We start from the raw sequence: 16154 nt of genomic DNA on the forward strand, positions 1-16154 counted from the left end.
CATCCTGTCCAGAGCGTAACGTCAGGCGTTACCCTTCACGTTGAGTTTGAGATTTGCAGCAAAGGTTAGCATACGATTCAACGGGATCAATGCACCTTCTCGCAGTGCATCGTCAACAAAGATCTCATGATCGCTGCCGCCCTGCTCCAGACCCTCAGCAATGGCTTGCAGCCCGTTCATTGCCATCCACGGACAGTGCGCACAGCTGCGGCAGGTGGCACCCTCGCCGGCCGTTGGTGCCTCGAGCAGCTCTTTGTCCGGGCAGGCCTGCTGCATTTTATAGAAGATGCCGCGATCGGTGGCGACGATCATCTGCTTGTGCGGCAGGGTTTGCGCTGCATGAATCAGCTGGCTGGTCGAACCGACCGCATCGGCAAGATTAACGATAGCCTGCGGCGACTCAGGATGGACCAGCACGGCGGCATCGGGATACAGCGCTTTCATCCGCTGCAGCGCCTGAGTTTTGAATTCGTCATGGACGATGCAGGCGGCCTGCCAGCAGATCACGTCCGCGCCGCTTTTGCGCGTCACATATTGACCAAGATGGCGGTCCGGGGCCCAGATGATTTTCTCGCCCAGGCTATCAAGATGCTCGATCAGCTCAACGGCAATGCTGGAGGTGACGACCCAGTCGGCGCGCGCCTTGACCGCTGCGGAGGTATTGGCGTACACCACAACGGTACGGTCGGGGTGGGCGTCGCAGAATTTGCTGAACTCTTCAATCGGGCAGCCGAGGTCGAGCGAGCACTCCGCCTGCAGCGTCGGCATTAAAATGGTTTTTTCCGGGCTGAGGATTTTGGCGGTTTCGCCCATAAAGCGCACCCCGGCGACCAGCAGCGTGGAAGCCGGATGCTGGCTGCCAAAGCGCGCCATCTCCAGCGAATCAGAGACGCAGCCGCCGGTCTCTTCGGCCAGCGCCTGGATTTCCGGGTCGGTATAGTAATGCGCCACCATCACCGCATCCCGCTCTTTCAGCAGGCGCTTAATTTTTTCGCGGTAAAACTGTTTCTCATCAACGGATAAACGGGCCGGTTTGGGCGGGAAAGGATATACGGCGGATTCGGGATCGAACATCAGGCTCATAAGGCGACTCTCGTTTCTTCAACTTAACCGAATTAGCGTAGATGGCCGGTCCGGCGCCAACTCTACGGTTGGTTTGTTTTATATGCTAAACACGATAGCTGAAAAATGAACCGATGTCGCCGAATATTTACTTTTCACCGCAGGATGTGACGCCGATCATAATAGCGCTTCCTGCGACCACAGCTGGCCACCTTCCAGACGCAGCAGGAACGCTTTGGTCTCCAGCCCTCCGGCGAACCCGGTTAGCTTGCCGTTGGCGCCGATAACCCGATGGCATGGGGCAATAATCGAGAGGGGGTTACGACCATTGGCGGCCCCGACGGCCCTGACGGCGGCCGGGCTGCCCACCTGGCGCGCGATTTCACCATAGCTGCGCGTTTCACCAAACGGAATGGTGACCAGCGCCGCCCAGACTTTGCGCTGGAATTCAGTGCCGATAAAGTCGAGCGTTACATTGAACTGCTGACGCTGCCCGGAGAAATACTCGCGCAGCTGCTTTTCAGCTTCCAGCAGGATCGCGTTTGTCGGGTCTTCGTCCTGCGGCAGGAAGCGCACGCGCTTGGGATCGTCGTTTTCCCACAGGATCGCCGCCAGCCCGCGCTCGGTTGCGACCAGCTTTAGCTCACCGACCGGTGACTGCATCATCTTGTACCAGAATGCCATTTTGCCTCTCCTTAACTGATACCGTCTCTGCCCTGATTATGCGCGTTCTGACATGCAGCACTGGCCGTTTTCGGTCACCGGGTTAAAATCGTTATATGACCGAATATGGCGAGTGCAACGCATCCCGGTGCGCTAACCTGGAGAGATTCCCGTTCCACAGGACAATATCATGATTGACCCAGACTCTGCCTATCGTGCCCTCACTTCCCGCGATGCTCGCTTCGACGGCGTATTTTACGTCGGGGTGACTTCGACGGGTATCTATTGTCGCCCGATTTGTCCGGTGAAACCGCCCTACGCGGAAAACTGCCTGTTCTTTGACAGCGCCGAGGCAGCGGAGAAAGCATCATTTCGCCCCTGCCTGCGCTGCCGCCCGGAGCTGGCCCCCGGCAACGCCCCGGTGGATAACAGCCAGCGCATCGCGGGGCGGCTGATGCAGCGCATTGACGAGGGGCTGATTGAGCAGGTGGAGAGTCTGGAAGAGATCGCCGCGCAGTTTCACCTTAGCCTGCGCCAGCTGCGGCGTATCGTGCAGAAGGAGCTGGGCGTATCGCCGCAGGAGCTGCGCCAGACGCGCCGCCTGCTGCTGGCTAAGCAGTTGCTGAGTGAAACGCGGCTGCCGGTCACGCAGATCGCCTTTGCCAGCGGATTTGCCAGCCTGCGCCGTTTTAACGCCGCCTTCAGCACTCAGTACCGGATGCCACCCACGCGCCTGCGCAAGGCCAGCGAGTGCGAAGAGAGCGAGCTGAACGGCAGTGATACCTCTACCCTACAGCTGAGCTATCGCCCCCCCTACGACTGGCAGGCCATGCTCGGCTTTCTGCGGCTGCGTGCACTGCTGGGCGTGGAATATGTTGATGAGCAGAGTTATGCGCGTACCGTGCGTCTGGGAGCGCATCAGGGGTGGATCAGAGTCACTCAGGCGGCAGCGAAGAGTGTGCTGCTGGTGGAGTTCACCCATTCGCTGACGCCGGTGCTGCCCGCTCTGCTCCGTCGCCTGCGTAATCTGTTCGATCTCAGCGCCCGTCCGGACCTGATTGCTGAACATCTGGCGCTCGACCCGCTGTTAACGCCCGCGCTGAATGCCAGCCCTGGCCTGCGCGTGCCCGGGGCTTTTGACGGCTTTGAAATGGCGGTGCGCGCCATCCTTGGTCAGCAGATCACCGTAAAGGCCGCAGCGACGCTCGGGGGGCGTTTCGCCACGGCGTTCGGCGATCGCTTGACCACGCCGTTTGCACAGTTAACCCACCTCTCCCCCCTGCCGGCTCGCGTTGCTCAATGCTCGGTAGATGAGATTGCCAGCCTGGGAATTGTCAGCGCCCGCAGCCGCTGCATTCTGGCGCTGGCGGCAAGCTGTGCGGATGGAACGCTGCAGCTAGATGCTGCCAGTCAGCCGGAGCAAACCGTGGCGCAGCTGTTAGCCCTGCCGGGGATTGGCGAATGGACAGCGCAGTATCTGGCAATGCGTGCGCTACGCTGGCCGGATGCATTCCCCGCCGGGGATATCGTGGTACGTAACAATCTGGGGGGTATCAGCGCGAAGCAGACAGAGGTTCGTTCACAGGCATGGCGGCCATGGCGCAGTTATGCAGTGATGCATATCTGGAAGAGCGGCAAGTTGGGGTAATGTGAAAGCTGACCCTCTTTTTCGGTCAGCCAACAAAAACCGGGACGACCAGAAAAGCGGTCGTCCCCTACGAAACCCGGCGCGATTTGCGACTTACCGGCTCGTAGTGGCTGACCCTCTTTTTCGGTCAGCCAACAAACCCGGGACGACCAGAAAAGCGGTCGTTCCCTACGAAACCCGGCGCGATATGCGACTGACCGGCTCGTAGTGGCTGACCCTCTTTTTCGGTCAGCCTGAATCGCACATAGCAAAAAGGCGCCTTTAGGGCGCCTTCTTACATTGGTGGGTCGTGCAGGATTCGAACCTGCGACCAATTGATTAAAAGTCAACTGCTCTACCAACTGAGCTAACGACCCGATATGGTGGGTGATGACGGGCTCGAACCGCCGACCCCCTCCGTGTAAAGGAGATGCTCTACCAACTGAGCTAATCACCCATATCGTCATGCTGCGCAAAGACTTTCGCTGGGAAAGTGGTGGGTCGTGCAGGATTCGAACCTGCGACCAATTGATTAAAAGTCAACTGCTCTACCAACTGAGCTAACGACCCGCAATGCGGTTAATCTTTGCTACTTTCACACTTTAAAGTTTGGTGGGTCGTGCAGGATTCGAACCTGCGACCAATTGATTAAAAGTCAACTGCTCTACCAACTGAGCTAACGACCCGATATGGTGGGTGATGACGGGCTCGAACCGCCGACCCCCTCCGTGTAAAGGAGATGCTCTACCAACTGAGCTAATCACCCATATCGAAACTTTAAAGCACGGTTTACACCGCTTAAAACTTAATAGTGGTGGGTCGTGCAGGATTCGAACCTGCGACCAATTGATTAAAAGTCAACTGCTCTACCAACTGAGCTAACGACCCACTTTTGTGCTGCTGGCGTCTCTTAACATATCCCCCGGCAACGGCGGCATATATTACTGATTTGAATTTCCAGCGCAACCACTATTTCAGGTTAAGCTGTTCAACTGCTTAGCTTTCACGCGGTAAGACCAGAATCCAGGCGAAATCTGGCCAGATGGCGCAAATTACAGAGCGGCCGAACGTTTTTGCGCCTGTTTCGCTGCATCAGTATTAGGGTAAAGTTTTACCACCTGCTGATACACCGCTTTGGCTTTTGCCTTGTCGCCTTTTTCCTGCATGATCACCCCCACCTTCAGCAGCGCATCGCCACTCTTCGGTGATTTAGGGTAATTTTTTACTACGGTGGCAAAATAATAGGCCGCGTCGTCTTTTTTACCTTTGTTGTAATTCAACTGTCCCAGCCAGTAATTGGCATTCGGCTGGAAGGTGGAATCCGGATACTTCTTCACAAAGGCCTGAAAAGCGGCGATCGCCTGATCGTACTGCTTTTTCTCCAGCACCAGTGCCACTGCGGCATTGTAGTCGGTGTTGGCATCACCGCTTTGCACAGGCGCAGCAGCAGCGGCGGCAGGAGCCGCCGCCGCGTCGCTACCTGACGCACCGCTATTGCCTGCCGCAGCATCGCCGCCAGCTGCGGCTGCGTTAGCATTTGCGCCACCGCTGCTCAGACTGTCGATCTGCTGGTAAAGGCCTTTCTGACGTTCCACAACCTGGTTCAGCTGATAGCTGTTTTCCTGGATCTGACCACGTAACTGGTCAATATCATTTTGGTTAGCGGAAAGTTGCTGCTGAAGCTGCTGGAGGAGCTGTGCCTGAGCATTAGAAATACGCTCAAGAGTGGTGACGCGGTCTTCAACCGAGCCAGAGCCAACGTTACTGATTGTTGCCTGGGCATTAGCGGCCCAGGGGGCCGCTACGCCAATCAGTAACGACAGACTCAACAGGTGAGTTCTGAAGCTACTAATCATGTGATTCTCTTAGTAAACCAGTACTGCACGACGGTTTTTAGCATAAGCTGATTCGTCGTGACCCAGTACTGCAGGTTTTTCTTTACCGTAAGAAACGATAGAGATCTGGTCAGCAGAAACGCCTTTACCCTGCAGGTACATTTTCACAGCAGTAGCACGACGCTCGCCCAGTGAAATGTTGTACTCAGGAGTACCGCGCTCATCCGCATGACCTTCTACGGTCACTTTGTAAGATGGGTTGCTACGCAGGAAGTTTGCGTGTGCATCCAGCATCTGAGCGAATTCTGACTGGATGTCAAACTTGTCCAGACCGAAGTAAACGATGTTGTTTTTCTGCAGTTCTTGCATCTGCAGACGTGCCTGCTCGTCAGAAGACATGTTACCGCTGTTCATGCCGCTGTTAGAACCGTCACCCATGCCCATACCGTTGGTCTGGTCATTGTTGTTGTTCTTGTGAGAGCTACATGCAGCCACTGCGATTACTGGCAGTGCCAGCAGTAAGCCTTTCAGCACTTTGTTCAGTTGCATTATTTAATTCCTATTATAGTTTGCCATACATATTTACACATGCATCACAGATACGGCGACCAGGCAGGAAATTTGACCTGTCCATCGGTTGCCGGAAGACGCGCTTTGAAACGCCCATCCGTCGAAACCAACTGCAATACGGAACCCATCCCCTGAGTAGAGCTATAGATTACCATCGTGCCGTTAGGTGCGAGACTTGGCGTCTCATCCAGGAACGTGTCCGTTAATTGTTGAACGGCTCCCGTTACCAGATCTTGTCGAGCGACGTGTTGAGCGCCGCTGTTGGTGCTGACCATCACCATTGATTTGCCATCAGTGCTTACGTCGCCATCCTGGTTTTGACCGCCTTCCCAGGTAATGCGCTGCGGCGTGCCGCCGTTAACACCAATTTTATAAATTTGCGGACGACCGGCCTGGTCGGAGGTATAGGCCAGAGTCTGGCTGTCCGGGAACCAGGTCGGTTCAGTGCTGTTATAACGACCGTCGGTCACCTGAGTGATCTGGCCTGAACCCAGGTTCATCACGTAGAGATTCAGACTGCCGGTTTTCGACAGTGCGAATGCCAGCTTAGAACCATCGGGTGAGAATGCAGGCGCACCGTTGTGACGCGGGAATGAGGCTACCTGTTTAATTGCACCGTTAGCCAGCGTCTGAATCACCAGCGCAGACTTACCGCTTTCAAAGGTCACATAAGCCACTTTACTCCCGTCTGGAGACCAGGCAGGGGACATCAATGGCTGCGGTGAACGGTGAACCACAAACTGGTTGTAGCCGTCGTAGTCGGAAACGCGCAGTTCATACGGGAACTGGCCGCCGTTGGTCTGCACCACGTAAGCAATACGCGTACGGAATGCACCTTTAATGCCGGTCAGCTTTTCAAAGCTCTCATCACTGGCGGTGTGTGCGGCGTAGCGCAGCCACTGCTTGGTGACTTTGAACTGGTTTTGCGCCAGTACCGCACCAGGGTTACCCGAGGTGTCGACCAGCTGGTAAGAGACGGTATAGCTACCGTCAGCGCCCGGCTGAACCTGGCCCACAACCACCGCATCAATACCCAGCGCGGTCCATGCAGCAGGCTGCACTTCGGCAGCAGAGGTAGGCTGCTGTGGTAAACGTGAACGATCGATTGGGTTAAATTTACCGCTGTTACGTAAGTCGGCAGCAACGATGCCACCAATATCTTCCGGTGCTGCACCCGGACCGTCCCACTTAAACGGCACAACGCCGATAGGACGCGCGGTGTTCACACCCTGAGTAATTTCAATGCGAACTTCTGCATGCGCAACCGCGACAAACAGCATTAAAACGCTCAGCGCTACACGAAATGCCTGCTTCATTATTTCTCCCTTACCCGGACATAGCACCCGTGGTAAATAGCCTTGTAATCAACAAACCTAAGAGTACGACATGGTGAACATAGTTCAACATGCCGCTTATTACCGAATTATTGTGGCTTGAAACGCATCGGGGCGTTTTTGAACACCTCATAAACCGCCTGCGAAGGGGGTTTAGGAATGCGAGCCTGCTTAGCTGCCGCTATGGCCGCCTGGCAAAGTGCCGGGTCACCACCTTCAGACTGAACACTGATCAACATACCATCCGGAGCTAGCTTAATTCGCAGATCGCAGGTTTTACCGGCATAAGTACTCGCGTCGTAGAACTTGCTCTGAATGGCAGCTGTAATCTGCCCCAGATAACCATTAATCTCCGCGCCAGATGCCCCTGCAGTTTTCTGGTTGCCCTGCCCTGCAGCCCCACCGCCTCCGGCAGCTTTACCGGACTTCGGCGCATTTTTACCTGAAGTCAGGTCACCCAGCAGGTCACCGACATCACCAGACTCTTTCGCGGCTTCCGCTGCGGCTTTCTTCTTGGCGGCGGCATCAGCTTTGGCTTTCGCCGCAGCGTCAGCTTTTGCCTGAGCGGCAGCATCAGCTTTGGCTTTGGCCGCGGCCTCGGCTTTTTCTTTCGCAGCAGCAGCGGCTTTCTCTTTCGCCTCTTCTGCGGCTTTGGCTTTCGCATCGGCAGCAGCCTGCTGTTTCGCTTCCTGGGCTGCTTTCGCATCCGCCGCTGCTTTCGCTTTGGCTTCCGCGGTCGCCTTGGCTTTCGCATCGGCTACGGCTTTCTCTTTAGCGGCTTCTGCTGCGGCCTGCTTCGCTTCGGCCTCAGCTTGTTTCTTCGCATCAGCAGCGGCTTTTTTAGCCTCTTCTGCCGCTTTTTTCTGGGCGTCAGCCGCAGATTTCGCCTGGGCATCCGCCTGAGCTTTGGCATCGGCTTTCGCTTTTGCCGCGGCGGCTTCTGCCTGTTTTTGCTCTTGTTGAGCCTGCTTCGCCGCGTCCGCTGCCTGTTTCTGCTCAGCCGCCTGTTGTGCGGCCTGCTGTTTGGCTTCTTCCTGCGCCTGCAGACGCTCTTTCTCCATCTGCTTTAGCTGCTTCTGTTCAGCAGCCTGCTTTTGCTGCAGCTCTTCCGCCTGCTGCTGCGCCTGTTTCTGGCGCTGCTGCTCGGCACGTTTGCTTTCGCTCTGCTGATTTTGCTGACGATTGTACTGTTCTACCACCGCGCCAGAATCGACCATCACTGCATCAATATCGCTACCGCCACCGCCGCCGCTGGCGTCGATGTTTTCGTCAAACGAGCTCCATACCAGTAGTGCAATCAAAATGATGTGCAAAATGACTGATACGGTTATGGCACGTTTTAACTTTTCGTCTTGCTCGGTTGCCTTCGACACTCTCGGTTCCCAAAAACGGTTCGAATGAATTAAATCGGCTGCGTCATTAATCCGACAGACTTAACGCCGGCCTGATGCAGCAAGTTGAGCGCCTTGATGATCTCGTCATAAGGCACTTCTTTGGCTCCGCCAATCAGGAACACGGTTTTCGGGTTAGCCGTGATGCGACGCTGCGCCTCGGCAACCACCTGTTCCGGTGGCAGCTGCTCCATCCGATCGTGATCAACCACCAGGCTGTACTGCCCGACTCCGGAAACTTCGACGATCACCGGAGGGTTATCATCGCTGGAGACGGTCTTAGAATCCGTTGCGTCCGGCAGATCGACTTCCACGCTCTGGGTGATGATCGGCGCCGTTGCCATGAAAATCAGCAGCAGCACCAGCAGCACGTCCAGCAGCGGTACGATATTTATCTCGGACTTAACTTCGCGGCGACCACCGCGACCACGTTTTCTGGCCATGCTAACCTCCGACTTACTTGCTGACGTCGCTTGAGAATGCCTGACGATGCAGGATAGCCGTGAACTCTTCCATGAAGTTATCGTAGTTCTGCTCCAGCTTGTTAACGCGCTGGCTCAGGCGGTTATAGGCCATAACCGCCGGGATGGCTGCAAACAGACCAATCGCCGTGGCGATCAGTGCTTCAGCGATACCCGGTGCCACCATTTGCAAGGTGGCCTGCTTCACCGCGCCCAGCGCGATAAAGGCATGCATGATCCCCCACACTGTACCAAACAGACCGATATACGGACTGATTGAACCGACGGTGCCAAGGAAAGGAATGTGGTTTTCAAGCGCTTCCAGTTCACGGTTCATGGAGATGCGCATAGCGCGCGTCGCGCCCTCTACCACCGCTTCCGGCGCGTGATTGTTGGCACGATGCAGACGGGCAAACTCTTTAAAGCCTGCGTAGAAAATCTGCTCAGAACCGCCCAGCTCATCGCGACGGGCCTGGCTTTCCTGATAGAGACGAGACAGCTCGATACCAGACCAGAACTTATCTTCGAAGGCATCCGCATCACGCGTGGCAGCATTCAGAATACGGGTACGCTGAATGATAACGGCCCAGGAGGCGATAGAAAACCCGATCAAAATCAACATGATAAGTTTGACCAGAAGGCTCGCCTTCAGGAACAAATCAAGAATGTTCATGTCAGTCACTGCTTGAACTCCGCGACAATAGACTTGGGAAGCGCTATCGGCTTCATTAGATGTGGATTGATGCAGGCAATAAGGACTTCTGCTTCATTGAGCACACGGCCTTCTGCATTAACGATGCGTTGTGCGAATGTCATGGTCGTTCTGCTCATGGCAATGACCTCGCTCTGCACGTCGAGCATATCATCGAGACGGGCAGCTGCAAGGTAATCGACCGTGATACGACGCACGACAAAGCCGACCTGCTGTTCCAGCAAAGCCTGCTGATTGAAATGGTGCTGGCGCAACATTTCAGTCCGTGCCCGTTCATAAAAAGCGACATAGCTGGCATGGTAAACCACACCACCGGCGTCGGTATCTTCGTAATAGACACGCACCGGCCATCGAAACAGCGTTGTACTCACTCTACATCCCGGTAATGCTAATCATTGGTACAGGAAAACGTTGCTACTATACGCAAGAGCTAACTGCTTGGGAATGGATTGCCAGAGGGTTACGAAAATAATTATCCGGCGGTAACAACTTCACTGATTTCAGCATATTTGTTAAACAATGATTGACAAAAAAGCAGGTAAAAAAAGATTGGCGAAGGCGGGAATGAAGTGGAATTTAGCGGGAAAAATTATGGGCCAGAGAAACCTGGCCCATGGCATGCTTAAAGGAAGAAAAATCCGACCCCGCTCAGCAATATCAGCAGCGCGGGCAGTGGCGCAAATAACCCACGCCAGCGCAGACGCTGGGGGCGGAATCCGACACCGTGGATCACCCCGGCACACACCGCCCACATCAGCAGTAACCCCTGCCAGATAGTCAGCTCGCTGCTGTTGGCTGCGAAGCGTGACGGGTCCCAAAACATGCAGCCCGCCAGCAGCAACGCCGCCACCAGGGACAGCGCCCGTAACGGGCCCTTATCCATCAGTTGATAGAGACGAGCGATGCCCTCCCCCATTACGATTTCTCTTCAGCGCTTGCCGCTTCAGCCTGCTCTAACGCCAGGGCTGTAATAATACCGAAGGCACAGGCCAGCAGCGTGCCGAGGATCCAGGCAAAATACCACATGATGACGCTCCTTCTGTTAATAGAGAGAATTGCTGTTACCTTCAATATGCTCTTTGGTCAGGCGACCAAACATTTTGTAGTAACACCAGGTTGTATAAGCCAGGATGATTGGCACAAAGATAATGGCTGCCACGGTCATCACTTTCAGGGTCAGCAACGTCGACGTTGCATCCCACATCGTCAGGCTGACGTTAGGTACGGTGCTGGAAGGCATCACGAACGGGAACATCGCTACCCCCGCAGTCAGGATCACGCAGGCCATGGTTAAGGAAGAGAAGACAAATGCCCACGCCCCTTTCTCCAGCCGCGAACACATAATGGTCAGCAGCGGCAGCACCACGCCCAGCGCCGGAATGGTCCAGAGAATCGGTGCATTATTGAAATTCACCATCCAGGCACCCGCCTGCTGACTCACTTCTTTCACCAGCGGGTTGGACGGGCCGTTATGATCCAGTACCGAGGTCACCACGTAACCATCAATCCCGTAAACGACCCAGATGCCTGCCAGCACAAAGCACACCATCATCACCAGCGCACAGATCTGCGCGGTGATGCGCGCGCGCAGGTGCAGCTCACCCACGGTACGCATCTGCAGATAAGTTGCCCCCTGAGTCAGGAACATCATCAGGCTAACGATACCTGCCAGCAGGCCAAACGGGTTAAGCAGCTGGAAGAAGTTGCCTGTGTAGAACAGGCGCAGGTCAGTATCAATGTGGAAAGGCACGCCCTGCAGCAGGTTACCGAACGCCACCCCGATCACCAGCGGTGGTACGAAGCTGCCAATAAAGATTGCCCAGTCCCACATTCCACGCCAGCGCGGATCTTCTATTTTCGAGCGGTAGTCAAAACCGACCGGACGGAAGAACAGCGAGGCCAGCACCAGGATCATCGCCACGTAGAAGCCGGAGAAGGCCGCCGCATAAACGGTAGGCCAGGCGGCAAACAGTGCACCGCCGGCAGTGATCAGCCAAACCTGGTTGCCGTCCCAGTGCGGGGCGATACTGTTGATCATGATGCGGCGTTCGGTATCGGTACGGCCGAGAATGCGCGACAGCACCCCCACCCCCATATCGAAACCATCGGTGATGGCGAATCCGATACACAGGATGCCAATCAGCAGCCACCAGATAAAACGCATTAGTTCATAAGTTAACATGTGTGCACTCCTGTCTTATCGAACCGGCTGCGGCGCAGTGGCGGACTGTTCAAAGTGATAGCGCCCGGTTTTCAAGCTGCTTGGGCCAAGGCGCGCAAACTTGAACATCAGATACATTTCAGCGACCAGGAATAGCGTGTACAGACCGCAAATCAGTCCGATGGAGAACAGCAGATCGCCAATGGTCAGTGACGAGTTCGCCACGGCGGTTGGCAGCACTTCACCGATGGCCCACGGCTGGCGGCCGTATTCAGCAACAAACCAGCCTGACTCAATGGCGATCCACGGTAACGGAATACCGTATAGCGCGCATTTAAGTAGCAGCGGGCACTTGCCGATGCGATTGCGGATCACCGACCAGAACGACAGGCCGATAATCAACAGCATCAGTACGCCACACAGCACCATAATGCGGAATGAGAAATAGAGCGGCGCCACGGCAGGAATCGAATCTTTAGTGGCCTGCTGGATTTGTGCTTCGCTGGCATCCGCCACGTTCGGCGTATAGCGTTTCAGCAACAGCCCGTAACCGAGGTCCTTCTTGGCCGCGTTGAATTCAGCACGTACGGCAGGATCCTGATTGCCGGTGCGAAGCTGCTGCAGCAGCTGATAAGCCTTCATGCCGTTACGAATACGCACTTCGTGCTCGCTCATCAGCTCTTTCAGGCCGGTCACCTGCTTATCCACGGAGCGAGTGGCAATTAAGCCCAGCGCCCAGGGGATCTGAATAGCATAGTTATTGCGCTGTGCTTCCTGATCGGGAATACCAAACAGGGTAAACGCCGCCGGGGCTGGCTGGGTTTCCCATTCGGCTTCAATAGCCGCCAGTTTGGTTTTCTGCACGTCACCGACTTCGTAGCCTGATTCATCACCCAGCACGATGACGGAGAGGATAGCGGCCATGCCAAAGCTGGCGGCAATGGCAAAGGAGCGTTTAGCAAAGGCCATATCGCGCCCGCGCAGAAGATAGTAGGAGCTGACCCCAAGGATAAACATCGCACCGCAGGTATAGCCTGCCGCCACGGTGTGAACGAATTTAACCTGAGCAACGGGGTTGAGGACCAGTTCAGAGAAGCTGATCATCTCCATGCGCATGGTTTCGAAATTGAAATCGGAGGCAACCGGGTTTTGCATCCAGCCATTTGCCACCAGAATCCACAGCGCAGAAAGGTTTGAGCCTAATGCCACCAGCCAGGTCACAGCCATATGCTGTACTTTACCCAGACGATCCCAGCCGAAGAAGAATAGCCCGACAAAGGTGGATTCAAGGAAGAACGCCATTAAACCTTCAATGGCGAGCGGAGCACCGAAGATATCCCCGACATAGTGAGAGTAGTAAGACCAGTTGGTGCCGAACTGAAACTCCATGGTAAGTCCGGTGGCGACGCCCAGAGCAAAGTTAATACCAAATAACTTGCCCCAGAATTTGGTCATATCTTTATAGATCTGTTTGCCGGACAGAACATATACGGTTTCCATGATTGCCAGTAAAAACGCCATACCCAGCGTTAATGGCACAAACAGGAAATGATACATGGCAGTCAAGGCAAACTGTAATCGCGACAGTTCGACAATATCCAACATTTCGACTCCTTGCTCCGCTAGCAGATCGCGCTGAATAATATCCGAGTAAAACACTCAGTTATTCTCGACGAAATCTCCAACAAATGAAATTTTATCCCATGGTAGTTTTCGACGCAGGGCGCGACGCCTTAGCCTGACGACTCAAGGTTACCAACGGCTTAAACACGCTAATTTTAGAGGTTTTACTATTGTACGCCTTTATACACACAACTTTAAAGCGGTTTTGTGACGACAGTATTATTTTTCCCTTTTCACATCAATTTGCTGAGTGATATAGGTAAACCCGCCAAATTGATACAGCGCAATTTAAACTAAAAGCTAAGACACTTTCCAGCAATAAAGACGATAAATAAAACTGCTTTTCTTGATCCAGATTAAGATAATGACTGGCATTAATATGGTAGTAAAAAGGAGATGTTAAGTTATTGTATGCACTTTCCAGATGGGCGTTAAATATAAACACAAGATCGTGGTTATTTTAGGTTAAATGATTTTTACCTGATGGATGGATAAAAAATAAAGTTAAATCTCAAGCTGATAAAAGTGTGGCATAAGAAGATAAAAAAGCCACCCGCAGGTGGCTTTTTTTGCTGTATTGCACAGCGTGCTTACTGAGGCAGAACCGCTTTCACCGCGTCGCCGATGTCAGCCAGGCTGCGCACGGTTTTCACGCCTGCCGCTTCCAGTGCAGCAAACTTCTCGTCAGCTGTCCCTTTACCGCCTGCAATAATTGCACCCGCATGGCCCATACGCTTACCTTTAGGCGCGGTCACGCCTGCAATGTAACCGACAACCGGCTTGGTGACGTACTCTTTGATAAACGCAGCCGCTTCTTCTTCTGCGCTACCACCGATCTCACCGATCATCACAATCGCTTCAGTCTGTGGGTCGTCCTGGAACAGCTTCAGGATATCGATAAAGTTAGAGCCCGGAATCGGGTCACCACCGATACCCACGCAGGTAGACTGGCCGTAGCCAATGTCTGTAGTCTGCTTAACGGCTTCATATGTCAGCGTACCAGAGCGGGAAACGATACCGATACGGCCCGGCTGGTGGATGTGACCTGGCATGATGCCGATTTTGCACTCGCCTGGGGTGATAACACCCGGGCAGTTTGGACCGATCATACGCACGCCAGCTTCATCCAGCTTCACTTTTACCGTCAGCATATCCAGCGTTGGAATACCTTCAGTGATGGTGATGATCAGCTTGATGCCTGCATCGATAGCTTCCAGGATACCGTCTTTGCAGAACGGAGCAGGAACATAGATCACAGAGGCAGTTGCCCCCGTGGCTTCTACGGCTTCGCGTACGGTGTTGAATACCGGCAGACCGAGGTGCTCAGTACCGCCTTTGCCTGGGGTGACACCGCCAACCAGCTGAGTACCATAAGCTAATGCCTGCTCGGAGTGGAAAGTACCCTGCCCACCGGTGAAGCCCTGGCAGATAACTTTGGTGTTTTTATCGATCAAAATAGACATTATTTACCCTCCGCTGCGGCAACAACGCGCTGCGCCGCGTCACTCAGGCTGGTTGCTGCAATAATATTCAGGCCGCTGTCTGCCAGTTTTTTGGCACCCAACTCGGCATTGTTACCTTCCAGACGGACCACTACCGGTACGTTCACGCCCACTTCAGCGACCGCGCCAATAATACCGTCAGCAATCAGGTCGCAGCGTACGATGCCGCCGAAGATGTTAACGAATACGGCTTTCACCGCGTCGTCAGACAGGATGATTTTGAACGCTTCGGTGACGCGCTCTTTGGTTGCGCCGCCGCCAACGTCCAGGAAGTTAGCTGGCTGGCCACCGCTCAGCTTCACGATGTCCATGGTGCCCATTGCCAGACCGGCGCCGTTTACCATGCAGCCGATGTTACCTTCCAGTGCCACATAGTTCAGTTCCCACTGCGCTGCGTGTGCTTCGCGTGAGTCTTCCTGGCTTGGGTCACGCATTTCGCGTAGCTCAGGCTGGCGGAAAAGTGCGTTGCCGTCGGCAGTCAGTTTACCGTCCAGGCAGACCAGATCGCCCTGCTTGGTGATGACCAGCGGGTTGATCTCAACCAGTGCCAGGTCACGCTCCAGGAACAGCGTTGCCAGACCCATGAAGATCTTGGTGAACTGGCCAACCTGCTTACCGGTCAGACCCAGTTTGAACGCCAGCTCACGGCCCTGATAGGGCTGTGGTCCAGTCAGCGGGTCCAGCGCCATTTTATGGATCAGGTGCGGGGTTTCTTCCGCTACTTTCTCAATTTCTACGCCGCCCTCAGTAGAGGCCATAAACACCACACGACGCGTGCCACGGTCGACTACCGCGCCCAGGTACAGCTCCTGGTCGATGTCGGTCGCAGATTCAACCAGAATCTGGTTAACCGGCTGACCATGTGCGTCTGTCTGGTAGGTCACCAGACGTTTGCCCAGCCAGTTTTCAGCGAATGCGCGGATGTCTTCTTTACTGTTTACCACTTTCACACCGCCCGCTTTACCACGGCCACCGGCATGAACCTGACATTTCACTACCCACGGGCCGGCACCAATTTTAGAGGCGGCTTCTTCTGCTTCGCGTGGCGTGGTGCAGGCATAACCGGTTGGTGCCGGTAAGCCATACCGTGCAAACAACTGTTTTGCCTGATATTCGTGTAAGTTCATGATGTTCTATCCATTCAGGTCTGAAAAGACTTAGCCACGTTGTGGCTACACATAGGGTTGGGCACGGCGCAAGGCCGTGCCCAGGG

The 16154-nt window shown here is 54.7% G+C and carries 16 protein-coding genes and 6 tRNA genes; 1 reads left to right on the top strand and 21 read right to left on the bottom strand.

Features of this window, described 5'->3' with window-relative positions:
- Nucleotides 1–21: 21 nt before the first annotated feature.
- Together nadA and ID864_RS13285 are read right to left on the bottom strand one after the other, a co-directional pair.
- Nucleotides 22–1083 (bottom strand): quinolinate synthase NadA, encoded by a 1062-nt coding sequence (nadA, locus tag ID864_RS13280; RefSeq protein ID WP_048916707.1) that lies wholly within the window; start codon nt 1081–1083, stop codon nt 22–24.
- A 156-nt stretch (nt 1084–1239) separates the two neighbouring features.
- On the bottom strand, nt 1240–1746 hold the full coding sequence (locus ID864_RS13285; RefSeq protein WP_191149943.1) for a methylated-DNA--[protein]-cysteine S-methyltransferase: 507 nt from the start codon (nt 1744–1746) through the stop codon (nt 1240–1242).
- A gap of 169 nt (nt 1747–1915) precedes the next feature.
- Between ID864_RS13285 and ID864_RS13290 the strand changes: the two genes are divergently transcribed.
- Nucleotides 1916–3373, top strand: a complete 1458-nt coding sequence (locus ID864_RS13290; protein WP_191149944.1) for an AlkA N-terminal domain-containing protein — start codon at nt 1916–1918, stop codon at nt 3371–3373.
- A 280-nt stretch (nt 3374–3653) separates the two neighbouring features.
- On the opposite strand, the gene ID864_RS13295 is transcribed toward ID864_RS13290, so the two are convergent.
- The 19 genes from ID864_RS13295 to sucC form a co-directional block, all read right to left on the bottom strand.
- Nucleotides 3654–3729, bottom strand: a tRNA-Lys gene (locus ID864_RS13295).
- A gap of 4 nt (nt 3730–3733) precedes the next feature.
- Nucleotides 3734–3809 (bottom strand) — tRNA-Val (locus tag ID864_RS13300).
- Nucleotides 3810–3846: 37 nt separating this feature from the next.
- A tRNA-Lys gene (locus tag ID864_RS13305) sits at nt 3847–3922 on the bottom strand.
- A 40-nt stretch (nt 3923–3962) separates the two neighbouring features.
- Nucleotides 3963–4038: transfer RNA gene (locus ID864_RS13310), tRNA-Lys, on the bottom strand.
- Nucleotides 4039–4042: 4 nt separating this feature from the next.
- Nucleotides 4043–4118, bottom strand: a tRNA-Val gene (locus ID864_RS13315).
- 46 nt (nt 4119–4164) lie between these two features.
- A tRNA-Lys gene (locus tag ID864_RS13320) sits at nt 4165–4240 on the bottom strand.
- 164 nt (nt 4241–4404) lie between these two features.
- Complete coding sequence (cpoB, locus tag ID864_RS13325; protein WP_133624159.1) at nt 4405–5208, bottom strand: cell division protein CpoB; 804 nt, start codon at nt 5206–5208, stop codon at nt 4405–4407.
- A 9-nt stretch (nt 5209–5217) separates the two neighbouring features.
- On the bottom strand, nt 5218–5736 hold the full coding sequence (gene pal, locus ID864_RS13330; RefSeq protein ID WP_048916711.1) for a peptidoglycan-associated lipoprotein Pal: 519 nt from the start codon (nt 5734–5736) through the stop codon (nt 5218–5220).
- A 44-nt stretch (nt 5737–5780) separates the two neighbouring features.
- Nucleotides 5781–7073, bottom strand: coding sequence for a Tol-Pal system beta propeller repeat protein TolB (gene tolB / locus ID864_RS13335; protein WP_048916712.1), 1293 nt, complete (start codon nt 7071–7073; stop codon nt 5781–5783).
- A 107-nt stretch (nt 7074–7180) separates the two neighbouring features.
- The gene (tolA, locus tag ID864_RS13340; protein ID WP_099753592.1) at nt 7181–8464 is read right to left on the bottom strand and encodes a cell envelope integrity protein TolA; all 1284 of its coding nucleotides are present in this window, start codon (nt 8462–8464) and stop codon (nt 7181–7183) included.
- A gap of 29 nt (nt 8465–8493) precedes the next feature.
- Nucleotides 8494–8925 (bottom strand): colicin uptake protein TolR, encoded by a 432-nt coding sequence (gene tolR, locus ID864_RS13345; protein WP_048916715.1) that lies wholly within the window; start codon nt 8923–8925, stop codon nt 8494–8496.
- Between the two features lie 13 nt (nt 8926–8938).
- A complete protein-coding gene (gene tolQ / locus ID864_RS13350) occupies nt 8939–9616 on the bottom strand; it encodes a Tol-Pal system protein TolQ (RefSeq protein ID WP_180276721.1) in 678 nt (225 codons plus the stop codon).
- 5 nt (nt 9617–9621) lie between these two features.
- A complete protein-coding gene (ybgC, locus tag ID864_RS13355; RefSeq protein ID WP_048916717.1) occupies nt 9622–10026 on the bottom strand; it encodes a tol-pal system-associated acyl-CoA thioesterase in 405 nt (134 codons plus the stop codon).
- 251 nt (nt 10027–10277) lie between these two features.
- Complete coding sequence (gene ybgE, locus ID864_RS13360; RefSeq protein WP_048916718.1) at nt 10278–10571, bottom strand: cyd operon protein YbgE; 294 nt, start codon at nt 10569–10571, stop codon at nt 10278–10280.
- A complete protein-coding gene (cydX, locus tag ID864_RS13365; protein ID WP_099753591.1) occupies nt 10571–10681 on the bottom strand; it encodes a cytochrome bd-I oxidase subunit CydX in 111 nt (36 codons plus the stop codon). The genes ybgE and cydX overlap by 1 nt, the downstream gene beginning before the upstream one ends.
- A 16-nt stretch (nt 10682–10697) precedes the next feature.
- Entirely contained in the window at nt 10698–11837 is a 1140-nt protein-coding gene (gene cydB / locus ID864_RS13370; RefSeq protein ID WP_187497434.1) for a cytochrome d ubiquinol oxidase subunit II, read from the bottom strand.
- A gap of 15 nt (nt 11838–11852) precedes the next feature.
- Nucleotides 11853–13421 (bottom strand): cytochrome ubiquinol oxidase subunit I, encoded by a 1569-nt coding sequence (gene cydA / locus ID864_RS13375; protein WP_099753589.1) that lies wholly within the window; start codon nt 13419–13421, stop codon nt 11853–11855.
- A 608-nt stretch (nt 13422–14029) separates the two neighbouring features.
- A complete protein-coding gene (sucD, locus tag ID864_RS13380; protein ID WP_048916721.1) occupies nt 14030–14902 on the bottom strand; it encodes a succinate--CoA ligase subunit alpha in 873 nt (290 codons plus the stop codon).
- Complete coding sequence (sucC, locus tag ID864_RS13385) at nt 14902–16068, bottom strand: ADP-forming succinate--CoA ligase subunit beta (RefSeq protein WP_048916722.1); 1167 nt, start codon at nt 16066–16068, stop codon at nt 14902–14904. The genes sucD and sucC overlap by 1 nt, the downstream gene beginning before the upstream one ends.
- Nucleotides 16069–16154 lie beyond the last annotated feature (86 nt).

The organism is Erwinia aphidicola, from assembly GCF_014773485.1.
Lineage (GTDB): Bacteria > Pseudomonadota > Gammaproteobacteria > Enterobacterales > Enterobacteriaceae > Erwinia > Erwinia aphidicola.